Annotated in this window: 16 protein-coding genes; 12 read left to right on the top strand and 4 right to left on the bottom strand. The window is 61.4% G+C overall.

The window, feature by feature from the left end:
- Positions 1-173 precede the first annotated feature (173 nt).
- The 3 genes from NKI63_RS12070 to clpA all read left to right on the top strand — a co-directional run bounded on the left by NKI63_RS12070 (position 174) and on the right by clpA (position 3,579).
- Positions 174-503: a phasin family protein gene (locus NKI63_RS12070; RefSeq protein ID WP_023674920.1), complete on the top strand. Its 330-nt coding sequence runs from the start codon at positions 174-176 to the stop codon at positions 501-503.
- Positions 504-777: 274 nt separating this feature from the next.
- Entirely contained in the window at positions 778-1,104 is a 327-nt protein-coding gene (clpS, locus tag NKI63_RS12075) for an ATP-dependent Clp protease adapter ClpS (RefSeq protein WP_023717744.1), read from the top strand.
- A gap of 6 nt (positions 1,105-1,110) precedes the next feature.
- Complete coding sequence (gene clpA / locus NKI63_RS12080) at positions 1,111-3,579, top strand: ATP-dependent Clp protease ATP-binding subunit ClpA (RefSeq protein WP_352821628.1); 2,469 nt, start codon at positions 1,111-1,113, stop codon at positions 3,577-3,579.
- Between the two features lie 94 nt (positions 3,580-3,673).
- Here the strand turns inward: clpA and NKI63_RS12085 are convergent, their stop codons facing one another.
- The 4 genes from NKI63_RS12085 to NKI63_RS12100 all read right to left on the bottom strand — a co-directional run bounded on the left by NKI63_RS12085 (position 3,674) and on the right by NKI63_RS12100 (position 6,687).
- On the bottom strand, positions 3,674-4,105 hold the full coding sequence (locus NKI63_RS12085; protein ID WP_352508479.1) for an HIT family protein: 432 nt from the start codon (positions 4,103-4,105) through the stop codon (positions 3,674-3,676).
- Positions 4,106-4,224: 119 nt separating this feature from the next.
- Positions 4,225-5,439: a GNAT family N-acetyltransferase gene (locus tag NKI63_RS12090; RefSeq protein ID WP_352508480.1), complete on the bottom strand. Its 1,215-nt coding sequence runs from the start codon at positions 5,437-5,439 to the stop codon at positions 4,225-4,227.
- A gap of 40 nt (positions 5,440-5,479) precedes the next feature.
- Complete coding sequence (locus NKI63_RS12095; protein WP_352508481.1) at positions 5,480-6,208, bottom strand: glycerophosphodiester phosphodiesterase; 729 nt, start codon at positions 6,206-6,208, stop codon at positions 5,480-5,482.
- A gap of 14 nt (positions 6,209-6,222) precedes the next feature.
- Positions 6,223-6,687, bottom strand: a complete 465-nt coding sequence (locus tag NKI63_RS12100) for a RidA family protein (RefSeq protein ID WP_352508482.1) — start codon at positions 6,685-6,687, stop codon at positions 6,223-6,225.
- Between the two features lie 138 nt (positions 6,688-6,825).
- Here NKI63_RS12100 and NKI63_RS12105 point away from each other — a divergent pair, with 138 nt between their 5' ends.
- From NKI63_RS12105 to NKI63_RS12145, 9 genes are all read left to right on the top strand, one after another.
- A complete protein-coding gene (locus NKI63_RS12105) occupies positions 6,826-7,653 on the top strand; it encodes a cell envelope integrity EipB family protein (RefSeq protein WP_023674927.1) in 828 nt (275 codons plus the stop codon).
- A gap of 134 nt (positions 7,654-7,787) precedes the next feature.
- On the top strand, positions 7,788-9,086 hold the full coding sequence (locus NKI63_RS12110) for a lysophospholipid acyltransferase family protein (protein WP_352688317.1): 1,299 nt from the start codon (positions 7,788-7,790) through the stop codon (positions 9,084-9,086).
- Between the two features lie 43 nt (positions 9,087-9,129).
- Entirely contained in the window at positions 9,130-9,408 is a 279-nt protein-coding gene (locus NKI63_RS12115; RefSeq protein ID WP_352508484.1) for a DUF4031 domain-containing protein, read from the top strand.
- A 204-nt stretch (positions 9,409-9,612) separates the two neighbouring features.
- Complete coding sequence (rpsB, locus tag NKI63_RS12120) at positions 9,613-10,410, top strand: 30S ribosomal protein S2 (RefSeq protein WP_254817316.1); 798 nt, start codon at positions 9,613-9,615, stop codon at positions 10,408-10,410.
- Between the two features lie 119 nt (positions 10,411-10,529).
- Positions 10,530-11,453, top strand: a complete 924-nt coding sequence (gene tsf, locus NKI63_RS12125) for a translation elongation factor Ts (protein ID WP_352471655.1) — start codon at positions 10,530-10,532, stop codon at positions 11,451-11,453.
- Between the two features lie 409 nt (positions 11,454-11,862).
- Positions 11,863-12,585: a UMP kinase gene (gene pyrH / locus NKI63_RS12130; RefSeq protein WP_023674934.1), complete on the top strand. Its 723-nt coding sequence runs from the start codon at positions 11,863-11,865 to the stop codon at positions 12,583-12,585.
- Between the two features lie 96 nt (positions 12,586-12,681).
- Positions 12,682-13,236 carry a ribosome recycling factor gene (gene frr, locus NKI63_RS12135; RefSeq protein ID WP_352508485.1) on the top strand — a complete coding sequence of 185 codons (555 nt, stop codon included), beginning with the start codon at positions 12,682-12,684 and terminating at the stop codon, positions 13,234-13,236.
- 32 nt (positions 13,237-13,268) lie between these two features.
- The gene (locus NKI63_RS12140) at positions 13,269-13,991 is read left to right on the top strand and encodes an isoprenyl transferase (RefSeq protein ID WP_352508486.1); all 723 of its coding nucleotides are present in this window, start codon (positions 13,269-13,271) and stop codon (positions 13,989-13,991) included.
- Between the two features lie 3 nt (positions 13,992-13,994).
- Complete coding sequence (locus tag NKI63_RS12145) at positions 13,995-14,828, top strand: phosphatidate cytidylyltransferase (protein ID WP_352508488.1); 834 nt, start codon at positions 13,995-13,997, stop codon at positions 14,826-14,828.
- The last annotated feature ends 24 nt before the right edge of the window (positions 14,829-14,852 follow it).

Genomic DNA, 14,852 nt, shown 5'->3' on the forward strand with positions numbered 1-14,852 from the left:
CGGGATTGAGCTTCTCTTTATTCGAATCTTAGCGATTGCCGGCAGCTCACGATGCGCATTGCCGCGGGAATCTTGACTTTTGTGCACTGCACAATATATTTACACGCATTGCACAACGCGGCCCGACAAGGCGCGTCTATCGTCCAAGGCAACCGTTCAAGGGAAAGCGTGAAATGACCCAGACCTATGAAGATTTCAGCAAATACGGCAAGGAATTTGCGGACACCGGATTGAAGAGCTTCGCCTCGCTGTCCAAGGGTGCACAGGCTATCGCCGCCGAGGCGGGCGAGTACACCAAGAAAAGCTTCGAAGCCGGTAGCGCCGCTGTCGAGAAGCTCTTTTCCGCCAAGTCGCTGGACAAGGCGATCGAGATCCAGTCCGACTATGCCAAGCAGTCCTATGAGAGCTTCGTCACCGAGGCCACCAAGCTTGGCGATCTCTATGCCGAACTCGCCAAGGAAGCTTACAAGCCGTTCGAATCGATCGTCGCCAAGGCGAAGTAAATTCGACGAACATTCCGAGCCGGCCCCTGGGCTTGCAAAGACAAACCCGGTCGCGAACGCACGGCCGGGTTTTTTCATGCCAGCTCGAAATCGGGGGCCTACGGTCTTCACGATTTGAAAAATCGGGCAAGTTTGGCCACCTAGCCATATTGTCAGCTAAACAGAAGGGCTTAAAATCGTCCATCGAACACCTACATGTCGAGCATGCATGAGGATTCGAAAGAGGCAGGACTACGTGACTACAGGTTTGACTGCCACGAGCTACGTGGTGCGAATGCAGAACGGCAGCAACGGCAATGAGGCCGGTCGCGGCACGGCCGTCATCACGCGCACAAAAACCAAGACCAAGAAGCCCAGTCTGTATCGGGTCCTCATTCTTAACGACGACTACACACCCATGGAATTCGTGGTCCACGTGCTGGAGCGCTTTTTCCAGAAGGACCGCGAAGCCGCCACACGCATAATGCTTCATGTTCACAATCATGGGGTGGGCGAGTGCGGGGTCTATACATTCGAGGTGGCCGAGACCAAAGTGTCTCAGGTCATGGATTTCGCCCGACAGAATCAGCATCCGCTGCAATGCGTGATGGAGAAGAAGTGAGGTAACATGCCGGCTTTCTCCCAAGGCCTGGAAAAGGCGCTTCACCAAGCGCTGACGCTCGCCAATGAGCGGCACCATGAATATGCAACCCTTGAACATTTGCTGCTCGCCCTGATCGACGACACCGAGGCGGCGGCCGTCATGCGTGCCTGCAACGTCGATCTCGACGAGTTGAAGCATACGGTTCTCACCTATATCGACACCGAGCTCGACAATCTCGTCACCGGCTACGATGAAGATTCCAAGCCGACTGCCGGTTTCCAGCGCGTCATCCAGCGCGCGGTGATCCATGTGCAGTCGTCAGGCCGCGAGGAAGTGTCCGGCGCCAACGTGCTCGTCGCCATCTTCGCTGAGCGTGAAAGCCACGCCGCTTACTTCCTGCAGGAACAGCAGATGACCCGCTACGACGCGGTCAACTACATCTCGCATGGCATCGCCAAGCGCCCCGGCGCTTCCGAGACGCGTACCCCGCGCGGCGCCGACGACGAGCAGGGCAGCCAGAGCGGAGCCGAGCCGCAGGAGGAAGGCGGCAAGAAGAAGCAGCAGCAGGACGCGCTGACTGCCTATTGCGTCAACCTGAACAACAAGGCCAAGGCCGGCAAGATCGATCCATTGATCGGTCGCGAGAGCGAGATCAACCGGACCATCCAGGTGCTGTGCCGCCGCTCCAAGAACAACCCGCTCTATGTCGGTGATCCCGGCGTCGGCAAGACGGCTATCGCCGAAGGCCTCGCTAAGCGCATTGTCGAGGGTGACGTTCCCGAAGTGCTGCACAATGCCACCATCTTCGCGCTCGACATGGGCACGCTGCTGGCCGGCACCCGCTATCGCGGCGATTTCGAGGAGCGGCTGAAGCAGGTCGTCAAGGAGCTCGAGGATTATCCCGGCGCCGTGCTGTTCATCGATGAAATCCACACCGTGATCGGGGCAGGGGCCACCTCCGGCGGCGCCATGGATGCATCGAACCTGTTAAAACCCGCACTGTCGTCCGGCGCCATCCGCTGCATCGGCTCGACCACCTACAAGGAATTCCGCCAGTTCTTCGAGAAGGACCGCGCGCTGGTGCGGCGCTTCCAGAAGATCGACGTCAACGAGCCGACGGTCGAGGACGCCATCGAGATCATGAAGGGCCTCAAGCCTTATTTCGAGGAGTTCCACAAGGTCCGCTACACGAGCGAGGCGATCAAGGCTTCGGTCGAACTCTCGGCGCGTTACATCAACGACCGCAAGCTGCCGGACAAGGCGATCGACGTGATCGACGAGACCGGCGCCTCGCAAATGCTGGTGCCGGAAGCCAAGCGCAAGAAGACCATCGGCATCAAGGAGATCGAAGCGACGATCGCCACCATGGCGCGCATCCCGCCGAAGACGGTTTCCGCAGACGACGAGAAGGTGCTGCAAGGCCTCGACATCGAGTTGAAGCGCGTCGTTTACGGCCAGGACACCGCGATCACAGCGCTGACCTCGGCCATCAAGCTGGCGCGGGCCGGCCTGCGGGAACCGGAAAAGCCGATCGGCTCGTACCTGTTCTCGGGCCCGACCGGTGTCGGCAAGACGGAAGTGGCCAAGCAGCTCGCCGCCTCGCTCGGCGTGGAGCTGATCCGCTTCGACATGTCGGAATATATGGAACGCCACACCGTTTCGCGGTTGATCGGCGCGCCTCCCGGCTATGTCGGCTTCGACCAGGGCGGCCTTCTGACCGACGGCGTCGACCAGCATCCGCATTGCGTGCTGTTGCTCGACGAAGTCGAGAAGGCGCATCCGGACCTGTTCAACATCCTGTTGCAGGTCATGGACCACGGCAAGCTGACCGACCATAACGGCAAGCAGATCGACTTCCGCAATGTCATCCTGATCATGACTACCAATGCGGGCGCATCCGATGCGCAGCGCGCGGCGATCGGTTTCGGTTCGACCAAGCGCGAAGGCGACGATGTCGAGGCGATCAACCGGCTGTTCACGCCGGAGTTCCGCAACCGTCTCGATGCGATCATTCCGTTCGGCTCGCTGCCGGTGCCGGTCATCCATCAGGTGGTGCAGAAGTTCGTCATGCAGTTGGAAGCGCAGCTTTCCGAGCGTGGCGTGACCTTCGACTTGTCGCAGGATGCAATCGCATGGCTGGCCGACAAGGGCTATGACGAGCGCATGGGCGCCCGGCCGCTTGGCCGCGTCATCCAGGAGCACATCAAGAAGCCGCTGGCCGACGAGGTGCTGTTCGGCAAGCTCAAAAAGGGCGGCACGGTGCGTGTCACCGTCGAGAAGAAGGAAACCGGCGAGACCGGCCTGAAGCTCGAATCGCTCGCCGACGAGGCGCCGGTGAAGCCGAAGAAGGAAGAGCCGGACGACATGCCGAAGGCCAAGAAGGCGGTGGCGAAGAAGCCCGCTGCAAAAAAGGCGGTGGCGCAGAAGCCGGAGCCCAAAGGTAAGGACGGCGGCAAGCGCAGTCTCGTGCCGCAACTGCCGCGTAAGAACTGACGAACCAGCCAGTAAAAAAGCCCCGGAAACGGGGCTTTTTTTGTGACACCCTCCGGTTAAGCACCCGGCGCCCGCCGGAGCAGTTTGCGCCGGTTCAGCTTGCCAGCGCCATCCTTATCTTGCCGGCGTTCTGGGCCAGGACTTCAGGCTTTTCCATCTGTCCGCTGTGCGGTTTCAGGGGAATCCCCTCGAAGCGCGGAATGACATGGACGTGAAGGTGAAAGACAGTCTGCCCCGAAGCTGGTTCGTTGAACTGCATAACCGTGACGCCATCGGCATCGAAGGCCTTCTTTACGGCCCGCGCAACTTTCTGGACGTGAGCGAAGAGCGGGCCAAGCACCGCCGGATCCGCGTCAAGCAGGTTGCGCGACGGCGCTTTCGGCACCACCAGCGTGTGACCCTGTCCTTGCGGCATCACATCCATGAAGACAATGACCGCTTCATCCTCGTAGACGCGATGCGAAGGGATTTCTCCGCGCAGGATTTTGGCGAAGATGTTGCTGCTGTCGTAGGTTGCTTCGGCCATGGCGCGCGCTCCGGTTCTTGGCTCGCTGTCTCGTGTAGCGAAGCTGTTCCGGGCGGGCAAGATGATCGATCGACATCGGCCGTGCGGGCCCGCGCGGCTGGGCGATTGGGCTCGCTACCCTACTCCGCCATGTCCTTGCGGAACGGGGTGTGCTCTTCCAGATATTCGCTCATTCGCTCGACTTCGCGCCGCTCGCGCTGGAGGTAGTCGGCCACTGCATTGCGCAGACCTGGATGGGCGATATAGTGCGCCGAATGCATCGTCACGGGCCGGTAGCCGCGCGCCAGCTTGTGCTCGCCCTGAGCACCGGCTTCAACCACCTTCAGCTTGCGCGAGATGGCGAAATCGATTGCCTGATGGTAGCAGACTTCGAAATGCAGGAATGGGTGGTCCTCGATGCAGCCCCAGTTGCGGCCGTAGAGCGCGTCTGAGCCGATGAAGTTGATGGCGCCCGCTATGTAGCGTCCGTTGCGTTTGGCCATGACCAGCAGGGTGTCGTCGGCCATGCGCTCGCCGATTAGGGAGAAGAAATCGCGGTTGAGGTAGGGCCGGCCCCACTTCCTGCTGCCGGTATCCATGTAGAACGCGAAAAAGTCGTCCCAGGCCTTTTCGGTCAGATCCTTGCCGGTCAGCCAGTCGATCGAGATGCCGTTGGCGAGCGCCTCGCGCCGCTCTTTCTTAATTGCCTTGCGCTTGCGCGAGGCTAATGTCGCGAGAAAATCGTCATAGCTCGAAAAACCTTCGTTGAAGAAGTGAAACTGCTGGTCGGTGCGATGCAGGAAACCGGCCGCCGCGAATATCTGGACATCGTCCTCCGGCGCGAAGGTGACATGGGCGGAAGACACGCCGAGCTTATCCGTCACCGCCTTCAGGCCGGCCGCAAGACCGGCCTTGACGGTGGGACTGTGCTCGCCCTTGCCGACCAGCAGGCGAGGGCCGGTGACGGGCGTGAACGGCACCGCGCATTGCAGCTTCGGGTAGTAGCGCCCGCCGGCGCGTTCGAATGCGTCCGACCAGCCATGGTCGAATACATATTCGCCCTGGCTGTGCGACTTCAGATAGCAGGGGACCGCCCCGAGCAGCTTGCCTCGGGCGGTTTCCAGCCTCAGGTGATGGCCTTGCCAGCCGGTACGCCGAACAGCGCAGCCGGAATCTTCCAGCGCGCTCAAAAAAGCTAATGAAACAAGTGGGTTGTAGCCGTTTTCGGCATCGCCGCGTGTAGTGCCGCCGAGGTTGTCCCATTCAGCGCTGGTAAAGGCCCCGATGCCCGCCGCGATGCGGATCGACAGCTCCGCGTTCGCCGTTTGTCTTTCGCAGTCGTCCCCTTGATCCATGAGGCTTACTTAAGCTCGCTGCTGACCCATACAAGCCCGCTCAAGCAAGCCGTACCAGATCTGGCTCGAATCCTTCGAACGTCATCTGGTCGGCATATTTGAAGGTCAGGTCGACGGCAGGCCGGTCGTGCACGGTCCAGGTGATCACCGGCATGCCGAGTTTTTCTCGCACGAAGGAGACGAACCGGTTCGGCAGATCGCCGGCGGCGTAGGAGGTGAAGGCGATGTCATGCGCCAGCATGGCGAAATGCGCCTCGATCAGGTGGTTGTCGTTGCCGTAGGCGGTCAACCCGCCGGGTATGCCGGGAGCATATTTCGGGAACTCTCGGATCAGCCAATGGTCGAACGACATGATCGCAGTCTTGCCCTTGTATTGCTTGAGCATCTTACCGACGCTTTCGACCAGGCCGTCGTCGTGCCCGGCAGCTCCTTTCAGTTCGACAACCATCGGCACACGGCCGTCGACCAGATCAAGCGCCTGCTGCAGCGTCGGCAAATGGTCGGCGGTGCCGCCGACCTTCAGCGCGGTGATTTCGGCAGCCGTACGCTGCCAGACGAAGCCGTTTTCGCCGGTCAGCCGCCGCAGATCGCCATCGTGGATGATGACGGGGACGCCGTCGGAAGACAGGTGCACGTCGCATTCAATCGCGTAGCCACGCTCGGCCGCCGCGGCGAAGGCGGAAAGGGTGTTCTCCCAGCGCGTCTTGTTCATGTCGTGGAGGCCGCGATGGGCGACGGGCCGGGCGGTCAGCCAGGAAAGATCGGTCATGGTTGCAGTCCCGGTCATTCGACTTCGAAGATCGCTTCGATTTCCACTGCGGCATTAAGCGGCAGGGAGGCGGTGCCGACGGCGGAGCGAGCGTGCGTGCCGCGATCGCCGAGCACCGCGGCGAGAAAATCCGAGGCACCGTTGGCAACCAGATGCTGTTCGACAAAGTCCGGTGCCGAGGCGACGAAGACGGTGATCTTCACCAAGCGACGGATTTTCTCGAGATCGCCAAGTGCTGCCTGGGCTTGCGCCAATATGTTGATCGCACAGTATTTTGCGGCTTCCTTGCCGGTCGCGGTGTCGACATCGCTGCCAAGCAGTCCGCTCGCCTGGAGCTTGCCGTCCTTGAGCGGCAACTGCCCGGCGGTGAACAGCAGATTGCCGGTCCTGCAATAGGGCACGTAATTGGCGGCGGGCGCGGCGGCGGCCGGCAGCGTCACGCCGAGATCGCTTAGCCGCTTTTCGATTGTTTCGCTCATGCTATTTCCCTATTGCTTGAAGGTGCCGCGCAGGCCGGGCCGAAATTGCTATTTTTGCCTCGCTTCCGCCACGACTTTTTTTAAGCTGGACCATCTTTCCATGCGGCCTGCCATTAGCCGCGATGATCGGAGCACCCCATGCGCGCAACGCGCCTCGCATTCAACGCCGTTCTCTTGACAGCGGCTTCCTGGGCGGCTCCCGCTTTTGCGGTGCCGGCGCTGCAGGCGCATCGCGCGGTTTACGACATTTCACTCGACAAAGCCTCCGACCGCTCCGGCATCACCGGCATCACTGGCCGCATGGTCTACGAGTTCAACGGCTCCCCTTGCGAGGGCTATACGGTAAAGTTCCGTTTGGTGACCCAGATCGTAACCAGCGACAACACCAGGCTGACAGACCAGCAGATGACCACCTTTGAGGACGCCGAGGGCAAGACCTTCTCCTTCGTGAACAAATCCTTTGTTGACCAGAACCTCGACAAGGAGGTCAAGGGTACCGCAACGAAGGAGGCCAACGGTCTCAAGGTCGATATCGACAAGCCCGAGAAGAACAGCCTGGAACTCGCGCCGACCCAGTTCCCGACCCAGCAAATGGTCGAAATGATCGGCAAGGCGGAAAAGGGCGAGCGCTTCTACGAAACCAACCTGTTCGACGGCTCTGAGGATGCCAACAAGGTGGTGACCACCACCGTCGTCGTCGGCAAGCAAGCCGATGCCGACAACGCCGATCCGGAAGCGCCGGCGCTGGCCAAGCTCGCCACCGACAAATACTGGCCGGTCGACATCGCCTATTTCGATGATGCCGACAAAGGCGGCGAGGAGGTGCCGGAATACCGGATCAGCTTCAAGCTGCACAAGAACGGCATCACGCGCGATCTCGTCATGGACTATGGCGAGTTCTCGATGACCGGCAAACTGGTCAATCTGTCGCTGTTCGATCAGCCAAAGACCTGCCCGTCGAAATAGGCTCGAACCAACGACAAGCCGCCGGCCGCTATCCGGGATAGTAGCGCTTGATCTTGCGGGCGTGTCGTATCGACTTGAGCATGCCGCAATTGCCCATCATCGCCTAACGACGGTAAGCGCCGTGGGGGAGCAGGTTGAGCAGGATCGACGTTTTTGTGGCGCCGCGGCCCAATGCGACGCTGATCAAGGCCATGACGTTCGTCAACCGAATTGTCATGCTGCACGGCATTCCAGGCTTTCGCGACCTGTTGCCGTTCAACCGTCTGGCCGGTTTGCGCGGCGTCGCCAATGTCCGCCACATCTATTTTCCAGAGGATGACCGGCAAAGGCTGAAGGCTTGTTGCGGTGCGGGCAAGGCGACGTTCATCACGCCCAACCATCCCGAATTCTTTACCGACTGGATGATCGACAAGGAGGTCGTCTCGCGGGTAAGCCCGCTGACGGCATCCTGGGCCACGCACGGCGTCGTCAACGGGCTTGGCCGGCTAATGCAGAAATTCTGGTTGGCCAACAATCTGATCGCGCAAATCCCGGGCAACAGCGCGGCCGCCAAGGAACATTCGGTGGCCTGGGCGCTGAAGGGGCACGGCGTGCTCCTGCATCCCGAAGGCGGTGTCGGCTGGCATGCCAACATCGTTGCCCCGCTGCTGCCAGGTGCGGTCGAAATGCGGTTCGAGGCGCTGAAGCGCGGCCGCCTGACGGATCCGGATTTCAAGGTTTGGATCGCGCCCGTGATCTGGAAGCTTGCTTTCACGGGGAATGTCGAGGCACCGCTGGCAAAGGAATGTGCCTATGTCGAGCACAGCCTGAAGATCGAACGCCGTGCCGCCGATTCGCTGCCGGAGCGCATCCATCATATCTATGCGACGTTGCTGTCGCGCGATGAGGCTGCATATGGCCTGCGGTCCGATGAGCGGGTTTCGTATGACGCACGTCAAAAAGACCTGCTCGCGGAACTCGGCCGTCGCCTTGCTGAACTTGTCTCGGTCGACGCCGACACGCTCGACACTGCCGAGCTTTTGCGGCGCTCGCGGCGCTGGCTGCGGGAGAACATAGACGGCGCCGAAAACCAGGCGCAGGTCCGAACGCTGGCAGATACGATCCAGCGACTGCAGCGTGTCGGGCCGTGGGCCTCAGCCAATCCGCGCATCACGCAGGAGGAGATCGCCGAACATTTGAAGCGGATCCGCAACGACTATTGCAAAGGTACGCTGCGCGATACGATCAACCGTTTCGTGCCGCAGCCGGCAGGCCCACGCCGCGCCTATGTCCGGGTACCGGAGCCGCTTGGCTTGCACGCCTATCAAGGCTCCGTAGAGGAGGCACTCGCCGAACTGCACGACCGGATGCAGGAGACCGTCACCAGGACGATGACGCAACTCGAGGCCGGCGGCGCCTTCATTTTCTGTGCCAATCCCTTCTATCATCGTTAGCGGCGTGTTGGTCGGCGCAAGATGAAGGAGTGCGGCAAACCTCATGGCGGTCTATGTCGATGCGGCGATCTGGAAATGGGTCGGCCACCGCTGGTGTCATCTGCTGGCAGACGATACCGACGAGCTGCATCGCTTCGCCGCGCAGCTCGGCGTCAAGCGCTCGTCCTATCAAGGGCCACCCAAGACATCGGCGCCGCATTATGACATAACCGGGCTGGAGCGTGACCGCGCAGTGCGGTTAGGCGCCATCGAATGCACCCGCGAGGAGATCGTCGCTGTTTTCCGGCGTGTGCGGGTGCCGAAGGGGAAGATGCGACAATGACACCGGTGCGCTGATCGCCGCACGCTGAGCCGCAAGACGCCACACCGCTTGCGTTTGTCGCGCTTCCCCTCTATATGCGCGCTCATTCCACACACGGACTTTGGTGTCTGCCCGGGAGAAATCCGGCTGAAACCTCCGGTGGCGTTTGAGGACAAAGTCCAAAAATGCCTGTGTCCGTGGAGGCTAACCGGAAAGGAAATAAGAATGGCTCTGCCTGATTTCAGCATGCGCCAGCTATTGGAAGCTGGCATTCACTTCGGCCACCAGACCCACCGCTGGAATCCGAAAATGGCGCCCTATATCTACGGCGCCCGCAACAACATCCACATCATCGACCTCTCGCAGACGGTGCCCCTGCTGCACCAGGCGCTGAAGCAGGTTTCCGACACTGTTGCCAAGGGCGGCCGCGTGCTGTTCGTCGGCACCAAGCGCCAGGCCTCCGACATTGTCGCCGATGCCGCGCAGCGCTCGGCCCAGTACTATGTCAATTCGCGCTGGCTCGGCGGCATGCTGACCAACTGGAAGACGATCTCGAATTCCATCCAGCGCCTGCGCAAGCTCGACGAGATGCTGGCCGGCGAGGCTCAGGGCCTGACCAAGAAGGAGCGCCTCAACCTCGATCGCGAGCGTGAAAAGCTCGACAAGGCGCTGGGCGGCATCAAGGATATGGGTTCGACGCCCGATTTGATGTTCGTGATCGACACCAACAAGGAAGCGATCGCCATTCTCGAGGCCAAGCGTCTCGGCATCCCGGTCGTTGCCATCATCGATTCCAACTGCGACCCGGACAAGATCGACTTCCCGATCCCCGGCAATGACGACGCGGCCCGCGCCATCCAGCTGTATTGCGATCTGATCGCCAAGGCAGCTATCGACGGCATCGCCCGTCAGCAGGGCGCGCTCGGTGTCGATATCGGCGCATCGGTCGAGGCTCCGGTCGAGCCGGCGCTCGAGCAGACCCCGGCCGCCGAGAGCCCGGCAGCCCAGACCCCGGAAGCATAGTAGCGAAGGCCGGCTGCGGCCTTCATCTTTCCAATATGTTGGCGCGGTAAGCGCTACCGGCACCAGGCGCATCATCGAAAATCGATGGTGCGTCAGTGCATTTAGACAAAGAGGCGACAATGAGCATTTCGGCTGCACAGGTCAAAGAACTCCGCGACTTGACCGGCGCGGGCATGATGGACTGCAAGGCGGCGTTGAACGAGACCAACGGCAATATGGAAGAAGCCATCGACTGGCTGCGCAAGAAGGGCATTTCCAAGGCCGACAAGAAGGCTGGCCGTACCGCTGCCGAAGGCCTGATCGGCGTCGATTCGGGCGTCCGCGAGGCAGCGATCGTCGAGGTCAATTCCGAGACGGACTTCGTTGCCCGCAATGCTGCGTTCCAAGAGATCGTCGCCAATGTCGCGAAGGTCGCGCTTGCCTATGGCGGCAAGACCGAAGCCGTTGCCGCCGCTCCCTATCCGGGCTCGGGCAAGTCGGTCGCCGAGACCATCAAGGACGCCGTCGGCACCATCGGCGAGAATCTGGGCTTCCGCCGCTCGGCCAAGCTCACCGTCGAGCACGGCGCTGTCGCAACCTACGTTCACAATGCGGTCGCCGACGGCCTTGGCAAGCTCGGCGTGCTGGTGGCCATCGAGACGACAGGCAACGCGCATGCCGCGAACGCCTTCGCCCGTCAGGTTGCCATGCATGTCGCTGCCACCAATCCGATGGCCTTGACCACTGAAGAGCTCGATCCGGCCGCGGTGGAGCGCGAGAAGGCGATCTTCGCCGACCAGGCACGCCAGTCCGGCAAGCCAGAAGCGATTATCGAGAAGATGGTCGAGGGCCGTTTGCGCAAGTTCTACGAAGAGGTCGTGCTGCTCAAGCAGGCTTTCGTGCTCAATCCCGACATCACCGTCGAGAAGGCGCTGAAGGATGCCGAAAGCGAGATCGGCGCGCCAGCCAAAATCGCTGCCTACCTGCGCTTCGCGCTCGGTGAGGGCATCGAGAAGGAAGAGACCGATTTCGCGGCGGAAGTCGCGGCAGCGGTCAAGAAGTAAACTATTCGTTTAAAAGTCTTTTTCGGCCGGGTGTCCGCGAGGATGCCCGGCCGATTCTTGCGCGGCGTAGGATCAACTCAAGGACGACCTCGGCGCGCTCGATTTCGACATTGCGCAGGACCTTCGGGCACGGCTCGATGCGGTGAGCCGGTCTTTCACACCCTTTTTCGTATTCGTTCTTCGGCTCGGAAATACAGGATGGCCTTACCGGAGGTCAGACAGTCGGTGACAAGCCGGCTGGCAACATGCCGAACCCGTTCATGCAAGGTGCTTTTGCCGTGTAAGCTGAAGCTGGAAGAGAGTTTTCGGGCTCGGGCGCCGCGTGACATCGTGGCGCCCTTCGTGTATCGGAACGCCCAGTGTTTCGGGGCGCACCGAAACGCGTCACACGCACGATGACGAGGACCAGATGACGGTGAAGCCCCTCTACCGACGTGTCTTGCTGAAAGCATCGGGCGAAGCGTTAATGGGCGAGCAGCATTTCGGCATCGACGTATCGGTGGTCGACCGCATCGCCGCCGACATCGCCGAGGCCCGCGCATTGGGCATCGAAGTCGGTGTCGTCATAGGGGGCGGCAACATCTTCCGTGGCGTCGCAGTCGCGTCAAAAGGCGGAGACCGCGTCACCGGCGACCATATGGGCATGCTTGCCACCGTCATCAATTCGCTGGCGCTGCGCACCTCGCTCAACAAGATCGGCGTCGACGCCGTGGTGCTGTCGGCGATCGCCATGCCCGAGCTTTGCGAAAGTTTTTCGCAGCGTCAGGCGACCGCCTACATGAACCAGGGCAAGGTCGTTATCTTCGCCGGCGGCACCGGCAATCCGTTCTTCACCACCGATTCGGCTGCAGCCCTTCGCGCCGCCGAGATCGGAGCCGATGCTCTGTTCAAGGGCACCCAGGTCGATGGTGTCTATTCGGCTGATCCCAAGAAGGACCCGCACGCGACACGTTTCGAGCGGATCAGCCATGACGAAGTCATCAAACGCGGGCTTTCGATCATGGATACGGCGGCGATTGCACTTGCGCGCGAAAACAACATTCCGATAATCGTCTATTCGATCCACGAGAAGGGTGGTTTCGGCGATATCCTGAGGGGTGGCGGCCGTTGCACGGTCGTCGCAGACGATTGACCGGACCATGAACCCGAAAGGGATCGGTTGCGGATGAGGCTCGAACAGGGCTTACCCTAAGCAGTGAACCCGGGTTAACGGGTCGAGGAGACGATGATGAATGGCGAATACGACGATCTCAAACGGCGCATGGACGGGGCGATCGCCGCGTTCAAGCATGATCTGGCTTCGCTGCGCACCGGCCGCGCGTCGAGCAACCTGCTCGATGCCGTCCAGGTGCAGGCCTATGGCACCACCATGCCGATCAACCAGGTGGCAACAGTGTCGGTTCCGGAACCGCGCATGATTTCGGTTTCGGTCTGGGACAAGTCGATGGTCAGCGCGGTCGACCGTGCCATCCGTGAAGCCAATCTCGGGTTCAATCCTATCGTCGACGGTACCAATCTCAGGATTCCGCTGCCCGAGCTCAACGAACAGCGCCGCAAGGAGCTGGTGAAGATCTCGCACGGTTATGCCGAGAATGCCCGTGTCGCCGCACGACACGTTCGCCGGGACGGCATGGACTTTCTGAAAAAGGCGGAAAAGGACGGCGACATCAGTGAGGACGACCATCGCAAACGGGCCGACCAGGTTCAGAAACTGACCGACGAGACAATCAGCACCATCGACCACCTGCTTTCCGACAAGGAAGCGGAAATCATGCAGGTCTAGGGTCTGGCCACGGCTGGCCCGGAAGTGAGAACATGGCAACGCCCGCGCATGTCGCGATCATCATGGACGGAAACGGACGCTGGGCCAAGGCGCGCGGCTTGCCTCGGCTGGCTGGTCACCGCGCCGGCGTTGAGGCGCTGCGCAAGACAGTGCGCGCCGCCCCCGGCCTCGGCATCTCCTTCCTGACCGTCTACGCTTTTTCGTCGGAAAACTGGTCACGACCGAAATCTGAAGTCAGCGACCTCATGGGCCTGCTGAAGCTTTTCATCCGACGTGACCTCGCCGAGCTGCACCAGAGTGGGGTGCGGATCAGGGTCATCGGTGACAGGGCAGGGCTGCAGCCCGACATAAGGGGCCTGCTTGAGGAAGCCGAAACGCTCACTCTCCGCAACGAAGCGCTGACGCTGGTCATTGCCTTCAATTACGGCGGGCGCGACGAGATCGTGCGCACCGCGCGCAAGCTCGCAGCTGCGGTGGCGCGCGGTGAGATCGACAGCGAGGCGATCACGGCCGAGTCCTTTGCCAGCTCGCTCGATACAGAGGGCATTCCGGATCCGGAACTGGTCATCCGCACCAGCGGCGAGCTTCGGTTGTCGAATTTCCTGTTATGGCAGGCTGCCTATAGTGAACTCGTTTTTCTGCCTTGCTATTGGCCCGACTTCAGTCGCGAGCACCTGTCCGATGCACTGCGCGATTTCGCCGGCCGCGAGCGCCGCTTCGGCGGACTTGCCGCCCAAGATGTCGCCTCAGGCTGAGGAATGAGCAACCTCCAACTCCGGGTCATTTCGGCCGTCGTGCTTGCCATCGTGACGCTTGGCCTGACCTGGCTCGGCGGACTGCCCTTCCGGTTGCTTTGCGCTGCCATGGCGGCGGTGATCTTCTACGAGTGGACGCGGATGAGCCGCCCCGTTGCCCCGGCAGGTGCTAGTCCTATGGCAGGTCTCGGCTTTCTGCCCGAGGCGCTGATCGTGGTCTTTATTGGTGCCCTCGTCGCCGGCCTGCCTGCGTCTTTGCTGCTGCCGCTCGTGGCGGCTCTGGTTGCTGTCACTGCCATCGCGGCGTCGATGCGAAAGGCAGGACCGTGGGAAGCATCCGGCCTTGCCTATGCGGCCGTATCGGGCTTATCGCTGGCCTTCTTGCGTGATGGCGACCATTCAGGGCTGCTGGCCATTCTGTTCCTATTCGCCGTGGTTTGGGCGACCGATATTTTTGCTTATTTCGTCGGCCGCTCCGTCGGTGGCCCAAGGCTGGCGCCGTCGATCTCGCCGGGCAAGACGCGGAGCGGGGCGCTCGGTGGGGTGGTCGGCGGCGTAGTGGCCGGTCTGCTTCTGGCCGCAGTAGCCGGAACGGGCAACCTCGCCGTGCTTGGCGTGGTCGCACTGGTGCTTTCGATCGTCGCGCAGGCCGGCGACCTGTTCGAATCATGGGTCAAGCGACGCCACGGCCGTAAAGATTCCGGCACGCTGATACCCGGCCATGGCGGCATCATGGATCGGGTCGATGGGCTTGTCGCGGCGGCTTTCGCCCTATACGTCATCGGCTGGATTTCCGCGACCGCCGACCATCCGGCACAGGGGCTGTTTCCGGTTTGAACGGCATCGTCGGTGGGCCGGCGC

Origin of the sequence: Mesorhizobium sp. M0410 (assembly GCF_040321435.1) — a bacterium.
Taxonomy (GTDB): Bacteria; Pseudomonadota; Alphaproteobacteria; order Rhizobiales; family Rhizobiaceae; genus Mesorhizobium.

Excerpts from the sequence above, each read along its gene's own strand:
- tsf (WP_352471655.1), top strand. The coding sequence starts at position 10,530 with ATGAGCATTTCGGCTGCACAGGTCAAAGAACTCCGCGACTTGACCGGC.
- NKI63_RS12095 (WP_352508481.1), bottom strand. The coding sequence starts at position 6,208 with ATGACCGATCTTTCCTGGCTGACCGCCCGGCCCGTCGCCCATCGCGGC.
- NKI63_RS12115 (WP_352508484.1), top strand. The coding sequence starts at position 9,130 with ATGGCGGTCTATGTCGATGCGGCGATCTGGAAATGGGTCGGCCACCGC.
- NKI63_RS12085 (WP_352508479.1), bottom strand. The coding sequence starts at position 4,105 with ATGGCCGAAGCAACCTACGACAGCAGCAACATCTTCGCCAAAATCCTG.
- NKI63_RS12145 (WP_352508488.1), top strand. The coding sequence starts at position 13,995 with ATGAGCAACCTCCAACTCCGGGTCATTTCGGCCGTCGTGCTTGCCATC.
- NKI63_RS12100 (WP_352508482.1), bottom strand. The coding sequence starts at position 6,687 with ATGAGCGAAACAATCGAAAAGCGGCTAAGCGATCTCGGCGTGACGCTG.
- NKI63_RS12140 (WP_352508486.1), top strand. The coding sequence starts at position 13,269 with ATGGCAACGCCCGCGCATGTCGCGATCATCATGGACGGAAACGGACGC.
- NKI63_RS12090 (WP_352508480.1), bottom strand. The coding sequence starts at position 5,439 with ATGGATCAAGGGGACGACTGCGAAAGACAAACGGCGAACGCGGAGCTG.
- NKI63_RS12105 (WP_023674927.1), top strand. The coding sequence starts at position 6,826 with ATGCGCGCAACGCGCCTCGCATTCAACGCCGTTCTCTTGACAGCGGCT.
- NKI63_RS12070 (WP_023674920.1), top strand. The coding sequence starts at position 174 with ATGACCCAGACCTATGAAGATTTCAGCAAATACGGCAAGGAATTTGCG.
- rpsB (WP_254817316.1), top strand. The coding sequence starts at position 9,613 with ATGGCTCTGCCTGATTTCAGCATGCGCCAGCTATTGGAAGCTGGCATT.
- clpA (WP_352821628.1), top strand. The coding sequence starts at position 1,111 with ATGCCGGCTTTCTCCCAAGGCCTGGAAAAGGCGCTTCACCAAGCGCTG.
- clpS (WP_023717744.1), top strand. The coding sequence starts at position 778 with ATGCAGAACGGCAGCAACGGCAATGAGGCCGGTCGCGGCACGGCCGTC.
- pyrH (WP_023674934.1), top strand. The coding sequence starts at position 11,863 with ATGACGGTGAAGCCCCTCTACCGACGTGTCTTGCTGAAAGCATCGGGC.
- frr (WP_352508485.1), top strand. The coding sequence starts at position 12,682 with ATGAATGGCGAATACGACGATCTCAAACGGCGCATGGACGGGGCGATC.